The 6,828-nt window shown below is 38.4% G+C and carries 13 protein-coding genes and 1 tRNA gene; 9 read left to right on the top strand and 5 right to left on the bottom strand.

The window, feature by feature from the left end; genetic code table 11:
• Positions 1-303 (bottom strand): tetratricopeptide repeat protein (locus ACTF6W_RS04035; protein WP_438993258.1); only part of this gene is annotated, 303 nt, incomplete at its 3' end.
• 110 nt (positions 304-413) lie between these two features.
• On the opposite strand from ACTF6W_RS04035, the gene ACTF6W_RS04030 reads away from it, so the two are divergent.
• Genes ACTF6W_RS04030 through ACTF6W_RS04020 form a run of 3 tightly spaced genes read left to right on the top strand, consistent with a single transcriptional unit; the run spans position 414 to position 2,073 of the window.
• Complete coding sequence (locus ACTF6W_RS04030; protein WP_438993257.1) at positions 414-1,271, top strand: histidine kinase dimerization/phospho-acceptor domain-containing protein; 858 nt, start codon at positions 414-416, stop codon at positions 1,269-1,271.
• Positions 1,272-1,589, top strand: coding sequence for a sensor histidine kinase (locus ACTF6W_RS04025; RefSeq protein ID WP_438993259.1), 318 nt, complete (start codon positions 1,272-1,274; stop codon positions 1,587-1,589).
• 19 nt (positions 1,590-1,608) lie between these two features.
• On the top strand, positions 1,609-2,073 hold the full coding sequence (locus ACTF6W_RS04020; RefSeq protein ID WP_438993256.1) for a YaiI/YqxD family protein: 465 nt from the start codon (positions 1,609-1,611) through the stop codon (positions 2,071-2,073).
• A gap of 26 nt (positions 2,074-2,099) precedes the next feature.
• Here ACTF6W_RS04020 and ACTF6W_RS04015 read toward each other — a convergent pair whose 3' ends face one another.
• Together ACTF6W_RS04015 and ACTF6W_RS04010 are read right to left on the bottom strand one after the other, a co-directional pair.
• On the bottom strand, positions 2,100-2,372 hold the full coding sequence (locus ACTF6W_RS04015) for a hypothetical protein (protein WP_438993255.1): 273 nt from the start codon (positions 2,370-2,372) through the stop codon (positions 2,100-2,102).
• A 26-nt stretch (positions 2,373-2,398) separates the two neighbouring features.
• Positions 2,399-2,472, bottom strand: a tRNA-Cys gene (locus tag ACTF6W_RS04010).
• An 86-nt stretch (positions 2,473-2,558) separates the two neighbouring features.
• Between ACTF6W_RS04010 and ACTF6W_RS04005 the strand changes: the two genes are divergently transcribed.
• Entirely contained in the window at positions 2,559-3,065 is a 507-nt protein-coding gene (locus ACTF6W_RS04005; protein ID WP_438993254.1) for a hypothetical protein, read from the top strand.
• Positions 3,066-3,155: 90 nt separating this feature from the next.
• Entirely contained in the window at positions 3,156-3,974 is an 819-nt protein-coding gene (locus ACTF6W_RS04000) for a hypothetical protein (RefSeq protein WP_438993253.1), read from the top strand.
• A gap of 2 nt (positions 3,975-3,976) precedes the next feature.
• Here ACTF6W_RS04000 and ACTF6W_RS03995 read toward each other — a convergent pair whose 3' ends face one another.
• Complete coding sequence (locus ACTF6W_RS03995) at positions 3,977-4,510, bottom strand: hypothetical protein (protein ID WP_438993252.1); 534 nt, start codon at positions 4,508-4,510, stop codon at positions 3,977-3,979.
• Between the two features lie 337 nt (positions 4,511-4,847).
• Here ACTF6W_RS03995 and ACTF6W_RS03990 point away from each other — a divergent pair, with 337 nt between their 5' ends.
• From ACTF6W_RS03990 to ACTF6W_RS03975, 4 genes are all read left to right on the top strand, one after another.
• Positions 4,848-5,042: a hypothetical protein gene (locus ACTF6W_RS03990; protein WP_438993251.1), complete on the top strand. Its 195-nt coding sequence runs from the start codon at positions 4,848-4,850 to the stop codon at positions 5,040-5,042.
• A gap of 67 nt (positions 5,043-5,109) precedes the next feature.
• Positions 5,110-5,289, top strand: coding sequence for a hypothetical protein (locus ACTF6W_RS03985; protein ID WP_438993250.1), 180 nt, complete (start codon positions 5,110-5,112; stop codon positions 5,287-5,289).
• Positions 5,290-5,301: 12 nt separating this feature from the next.
• Positions 5,302-5,538, top strand: coding sequence for a hypothetical protein (locus ACTF6W_RS03980; protein WP_438993249.1), 237 nt, complete (start codon positions 5,302-5,304; stop codon positions 5,536-5,538).
• A complete protein-coding gene (locus ACTF6W_RS03975) occupies positions 5,535-6,032 on the top strand; it encodes a hypothetical protein (protein WP_438993248.1) in 498 nt (165 codons plus the stop codon). The genes ACTF6W_RS03980 and ACTF6W_RS03975 overlap by 4 nt, the downstream gene beginning before the upstream one ends.
• A gap of 224 nt (positions 6,033-6,256) precedes the next feature.
• On the opposite strand, the gene ACTF6W_RS03970 is transcribed toward ACTF6W_RS03975, so the two are convergent.
• On the bottom strand, positions 6,257-6,718 hold the full coding sequence (locus tag ACTF6W_RS03970; RefSeq protein WP_438993247.1) for a hypothetical protein: 462 nt from the start codon (positions 6,716-6,718) through the stop codon (positions 6,257-6,259).
• Between the last annotated feature and the right edge of the window lie 110 nt (positions 6,719-6,828).

Below are 6,828 nucleotides of genomic sequence, written 5' to 3'. Positions count from 1 at the left end.
ATCGCCATATTCTTTTTTATCAAGGTCAAGCGCCATATCAAGATAATCAATTGCTTTTTCCGGTTCACCCATTTGCATTGCCATATATGCAGTACTGTTTAAAAAGCTAGAATTTGTGGGGTCAAGTTCAATCGCATTTTTAAGATGGTTATAGGCGGTTTCATTATCCTTTTTCATCATGGCGACGTTGGCTTTATCATGTTCAACTGCAGCTTTATCAATATCTTCGCGGCTTGGGGCTTGTGCGAAAGTTATGGTAGTTATTGATATTAGCGTTAAGAAAGCAGTAAGTATTTTCGTCATGATTTAATCCTGATATGTTTTTTATAGTTTTAAATCAATGAGATATTATTCACAAGTAATAAAAAGTTAAGATAGTCCCGTTAAGATATATGAAACGATAAAGAGATTTTATGGCGCAACGTTATACCATCAAGGACAAAGATTGGTCCCCGAAAGATGAAAAAGACATCCTATATTATAGGAATGTGGCCGCACGTCTTGAAGCAATTGTTGACAGCCAACCGGACTGCGTAAAAATTGTCACGCGTGATTATAAGTTAATGGAAATGAATGTTACGGGCCTTAAGATGATCGATGTAGAGCACATAGATGAGATCAGAGGCAGTAGTATTTTGGGTATTGTGGATCCAGAATATCAAGAAGCCTATAAGAAAAGCATTGATGATGCCTATGAAGGTAAAAACACAAATGTTGAATTTACGATTACTGGATTAAAGGGGTCAAAAAGACGAATGAGCCAACATACGGCACCAATTTATGACAGTGAAGATCCGAATAAAATTATTGAAACAGTAGCCGTTTCTCGTGATATCACAGAACAATATGACACGATGGTTGCCCTTGGTGATGCAAAGAAAATGGCTGAGCAAGCAAGCAAAGTAAAGTCAAACTTTCTTGCAACCATGTCCCACGAATTTAGAACGCCGCTCAACACGATTATAGGGTTTAGTGAAATTATCAAAGCGGAAAGTTTTGGTAAAATAGGCAATGCAAAATATGCTGAATATATGGAAGATATTTATAACAGTGGCCGTCATTTGCTTGATTTGATCAATGATGTATTAGATATTTCAGAAATTGAAGCCGATAAACGCATTATCATAAAAGAAGATTTGGATCTTGGTGACTTAATTGCTCATTCAATTGCCACTGTAAAAGTGCTTGCAGAGCAAAATAATGTTGAGCTAATTGCTGAAATTGAAGAAGGTTTGCCGCTTCTTAATGCGGATAATCGCTCGGTTAAGTAGATTTTATTTAACTTACTTTCCAATGCTATTAAATTTTCAAGCATGGGTGGTGATGTGATTGTTAAGACTTATCAAAAAGAAGATAATATTATGCTTAGTGTTTCCGATCAGGGGATTGGAATTCCTGAAGAGGCACTTGATAATTTAACCAACCCGTTTTACCGTGTTCAGGAAGAATCAATTATTGCATCATCAGGAACGGGGCTTGGGTTATCGATTGTTAAATCATTGGTAGAAGCCCATCAGGGAGAGCTTAAAATTAAAAGCAAAGTACACATAGGTACAACAGTTATGGTATCCTTTCCCTTAAGCAATTAATAGTTGGGATAATGAATAGATGGCGATTACCATTTATGTGGATGCTGATGCGTGTCCTGTTAAAGAAGAAATACTAAAAGTGGCGTACCGCCATAATATAGAGACCTTTATCGTTAGTAATGCATGGCTCCGGATGGATGTGGGGCCACTCGTTAAAAAAATTGTCGTTAGCGAAGGTGCCGATGAAGCCGACAATTGGATAGCGGATCATATTGGTGAAGGTGATATTGCAATTACGGCGGATATTCCATTGGCCAGTAGATGTTTAGAAAAATCTGCATTCGTCCTTGGTCCTACGGGGAAAGAATTTACCGATGATAATATCGGTATTGCGCTCGTGGTGAGGGACATAAGATCAGAACAGCGTGAAATGGGTGAAGGCAAAAAAGGACAAATGCGCGGCCATTATAACGCAGCCTTTAGCAAATCAGATAGATCAAATTTCCTTCAGCAACTCGAACGTTTAATTCAGAAATTAAAGTAAATTTACTCTCTGTGCTTATTCATACCTCAAAGCTTTAATTGGGTTCTGCCTTGCAACGGAATATGAGTTTCCGGCACGGTGGCCCATGCGATTAACATTGTGCATAACCCTGCAATGAGACATACCGCGATAATTGCAATGTCATCAATTAGATATACGAAGCTCTCTAGCCACTGTGACATCATTAAATAAGCAACGGGCCATGCAATTATGTTTGCAATAAGTACGGGTTTTGAAAATTGCCAGACTAATAATTTTAGGACATCAAAAATTTCTGCACCCATTACCATATTGGTCACGTCTTTGTCCGTTATTTTTATAATAATGGAGGCGCGGACCGGAATCGAACCGGTATAAACGGATTTGCAATCCGCTGCGTAGCCATTCCGCCACCGCGCCATTAGAGAAATGAGTATTTCGCATAAACCATCAATAGATACAAGTGGTTTCTTGAAAAAAGATAGAAAAACAAATAGAATGATTAGATGACATTGTACCGTAATTTTTTTTCCGTAATTTTTATACTATTGATCGCCGGGTGTGCTGATAAAAACCGCTATGCTGAGTTTTATCGTGCCTCATACGATAAGGTGAATGATGAGAACGCCTTTATGATTGATCATTCTGGTGAGCCACGCGTCATTTATACACGTCAATTTGAAGATGATTTAAAACTTTTTACCGATGATGATTTTGTGGTTGTGGGAAAAAGTATTTTTGCGAGCCCCCCAGAAGACATTGAAAAAGCCGTAAAACTCGGCAAAGAGTTAAAGGTTACTCATGTGCTGCTATCAGCTGATTATGTATATAGTGGATCAAAAAAAGCTTATAAATTTGCGGAAACACGTCAAATATATCCTGTTTATCAAGTCGTAAATGGTATTCCCATTAGAGGGTTTGAATCGATGCCCGATCATGTTGCCATTCCATACCATAAAGAAGTTCCAATTTTTAAGCAGCAAGCGGCTTTCCTGGTGAAGAGGCGTAAATAATTGGGGTAAGCCTTTTCTTTTCTGAACCGGCTATTCAGCTTCAATTAAGGTGTTTGCGTTAAGATAATCATGTAAATTATGAGGTGCATGATGAGAGTTCTGCTTATACTTACGACGATTTTGTTACTTTCTGCTTGTGGGGCAGGGCAGTTTGGAACAAGTTACCGTTCATATATGGATCCGCGTCTTTCTGCGGATGTGGTGCCGCTCGCGGAAGAGCAAAAACCAATTTTAATTCGTTCTAATGATCTTAATAAAGATGTGAAGCTCTATAGAGAACATAATTACATTGTTGTTGGTGAAAGTGCCTTTAACGGCATTAAGGAAAATGAAGATCGCGCAAAAAAGCAAGCCGAAGAAGTTGGTGCCACCCATGTGGTTGTATCGTCCGAATATACGGACACACAATCCTATCTTGCATATGATTATCAGGATTTTTACCGCACGGTTTATGTTGACCGTGTCAGAAAAGTTGATGGTAAAAAGGTGCGTTATACCGAAGCCGTAACGGTTAGAGACACTGTCACTGTGCCCTATACAAGATATTATGATAATTTTAATCAGTGGGCGGTTTATATGGTTAAATCAAACCGCATACATAAATTAGGGCTGGTGATGCGTGACTTTAGTCCTGAAGAACGGGCAGGGTTTGGCCGTAATACGGGTGCCTTTATCGATACTGTCTTAAACAATTCGCCAGCCTTTTTAGCCGATATCGTTTCCGGGAATATCTTAATTGCCATCAATGGTGAAAAAGTCAATAACGCAGGTCAAGCTAAAACAATGATTGATAATTTAAGCTTTGGCGGTGAAACCATCGTTTTACGAGTGATTAAAAACGGTGAACAAAAGGATATTACGTTCGAGTTTAATGAGACGAACTTAACAAGTACTCAATTTAATGAGTAATTTTATGTAGTGCAGGCGGCCATTTGTTGTTTTATCGCCAGGGCCTCATTAGGATCCATTGTTAGGCCCCAGTCGCGTTTAATTGAAACCCAATCACGTAAATATTGGCAGCTCCCCGGAACGTAGGAGGGGGAATATTCGCTTGGGTCATCGGCTCTTTTGGGAACACGATTGGTCCATCGATGTGTGATCCTTAGGGGACCTTTATTACGGATAGCATTGGCGTAGGACCGTTTCTTATCGGCGTTCCAGGCGTAACCGCCTGATATATGAACTTTGTATAAGGGGACAAGGTGATCAATATCGATATCTTTTGCATCATAAAAGGTGACGCCGGTATAAAGATCAAACCATTTCCCACTTTTTACGCGTGTTTTATTTTTGCCATCAAACTGAACAGGGGTTTGTGAGCTATTGATTAATATTTCTGCCCTGGTATCAAAGCCATTTTGATCATGGTCAATGCCGTAGGAGTAAGAATTTCTATCATATGGATGGGTTTTATTAGGGAGTGATATTTCAATACCGTCTAACATTTTCTGCTGTTTGCCTATACCGAAGCTGTTAAAAGTAAAAAAATAGAAAGAATTATTACACCTAAAAGTAGTATAAGTTTTAGTTTCTTTTGGTTAAGTGTAAGTTTTCTATAAAAAAAGCCTTATAAACATGTATTTAATATACCAATTGCCTTATTTTTGCCTACTAAATTTGTTGACTTAATTTTATTGAATTGATAGATTTTATATTCTTTAATACACTTATAGGTTAAAAAAATCACAAATAACGTAATTTTTATAAATGTATTATTCATAAAAGTCAATGATGGGCATAATTGTGTAAAATTTAAAAAGTAAACATAAGGAGTGATTTAAGGTGACAGTTGAATTGGGGCGTTACTTTATCGTAACAAGCGGGTATTGTGAAAGTAGTGGATTGGTCAATAAATCAGAAGAAGCATTATTATTTTTAGCAGAGGGCGGCAATCTTTATCGCCCAGCTTCGCAATCAGAAATTAGAGAATATAGTGAACTACATCCAATTTTAAAAGGAGTTGGAGAGACTGTTTGACGTGCCTAACTCTTTTCACTAAAGTTTATTCTTTAGATATATAATCGGGATTAAAGGGGAAATATAGGTGGCATTACAAAGTAAACACGCGAGAAAACCAATCATTTTCGGGCGAAAAAAGGCACAAAAAGCCGCAGAAAAGCAACAAGGCGATACGCTTGATATGCTGCTTCACTATGCGAAAGCCGGCATGGAGTATGCCGAAAAGTCATTAGAAGAAACCCCGGATAATTTTTCAAAAGAATAAAAAGAAGCTTTTTTGCAAAATAAAAACATGCTTGATCAAGCGCCTTACTTGATTGAAAGCTATAAATCAAAAATTGATGAGTATGATGCGCTTCATAAAAAGATGCTTGGTATTTTAAAGAAATGTGAAGAGATCGTATCGGTAGGTGATAATCAGGCGAAGCAAGAAATAAAAGGTATCTTAAAAGAGGCACAAGTCTTTACCTATACGGAAGACGGTGATATCGTCTTAAAGGAGAATGCCACTTGAAGGGGCATGTTGAGGAAGGGGCGCTTTTAAGGTATGGCAAAAAAAAACCTATTATATTTGATGATAAACCTGCCGACGAATATGTCGAAGGGGAGCAAATGATGGATGTGATGCTTCATTATGCACAAAGCGGCGTATTTGAAGCGGAACGTATCGTAAAGGAAGAGCCAGACTTTTTCACCGAGCAGGAAATACAGGATCTGGTCGCGAGTAAAACGGTTCTTAATAAAGCACCCGATATTATTGATGAATATAAACGCAAATTACGTGAATTTGAACGTTTACACGATATGGTTCAATCAGTTGTGAAAAAATGCGAAGATATTGTTGATGGGTTCGAAGAACGCCAAGCTTACAGCACGGAAGGTGCAAAAATTAAAAAAGAACCTAAATTAGATGCTGGTATGATCAGGTATACGGCGGATGGTGACATAATCGTTAAAAAGGATAAGAAGGTCGTGATTGAGCTTCCAAAGCACGATGAATATGATTGATTGATATTTTCTCTCTTAGTCTTAAGAAAAGCAAAGCCGGCCTGGGGAAAGGAGCCGGCTTTATTAATGGGAAGAAAGAGAAATCTCGCGACTGCCAGGTCGGGTGAAGAACGGGGATAGTATAACTTAACGGCCACGAGACTTCCTAAAACCAAAATAGGGGCATGTTCGATCACATTCAAATCAACTCGAAACACGTTGTATCAAGTGAATGTGATCATTGGTTATGATCCCGTGATTTTACACGCGTCGGTCGCCCCAGAGGGCAGAAATGGGAGTTCGAAATCATCGATATTTTCCACACCGTTTTCAAGTTTTACTTTTAAGCGGTGTAGGTCTTGTTCGAGGGCCTCAAGCACGCGTTCATCGGAACGGTTCATGGTTTTCTCTTCTAAGGTCGCGGTCATTTTTTCAATGTCGGCTTCCATTTTTGGCTTATGAATCGTGTCAAATTCAGCGGCGTATTTTTCATAGGCAGCCTCACGGTGTTCCACATTAACGCGAGCAACGCAATTACAGTCGTTAACCGCATTACCTATGTTACAGCGATTATAAATTTCATTAAAATAATTATGATCACGTGTCTCTATGCCAGAAAGATCAGGACCAGTTGGTTCAGGTTCCGCACAGGCAGATATAAGTAGGGCGACCGCCGTTAGAATTCGGTATTTTATCGACTTTTGCATTTTAAACCCTGTTTTTAATAATTTTCTTCGTAAATATTAAGAATTGTTATCATTAAAATCAATAGCTTGGCATGTGTTTTATGAGATTAATTAAAAAAACACTTGAAATA

The sequence above is a fragment of the Pseudemcibacter sp. genome (assembly GCF_965661635.1).
Taxonomy (GTDB): Bacteria; Pseudomonadota; Alphaproteobacteria; order Sphingomonadales; family Emcibacteraceae; genus Pseudemcibacter.
This window is presented reverse-complemented; position numbering and strand designations above follow the sequence as displayed.

Bases quoted from the DNA above. Each gene is read 5' to 3' on its own strand.
- ACTF6W_RS04030 (WP_438993257.1), top strand. From the start codon at position 414: ATGGCGCAACGTTATACCATCAAGGACAAAGATTGGTCCCCGAAAGAT.
- ACTF6W_RS04020 (WP_438993256.1), top strand. From the start codon at position 1,609: ATGGCGATTACCATTTATGTGGATGCTGATGCGTGTCCTGTTAAAGAA.
- ACTF6W_RS04005 (WP_438993254.1), top strand. From the start codon at position 2,559: ATGACATTGTACCGTAATTTTTTTTCCGTAATTTTTATACTATTGATC.
- ACTF6W_RS04000 (WP_438993253.1), top strand. From the start codon at position 3,156: ATGAGAGTTCTGCTTATACTTACGACGATTTTGTTACTTTCTGCTTGT.
- ACTF6W_RS03995 (WP_438993252.1), bottom strand. From the start codon at position 4,510: ATGTTAGACGGTATTGAAATATCACTCCCTAATAAAACCCATCCATAT.
- ACTF6W_RS03970 (WP_438993247.1), bottom strand. From the start codon at position 6,718: ATGCAAAAGTCGATAAAATACCGAATTCTAACGGCGGTCGCCCTACTT.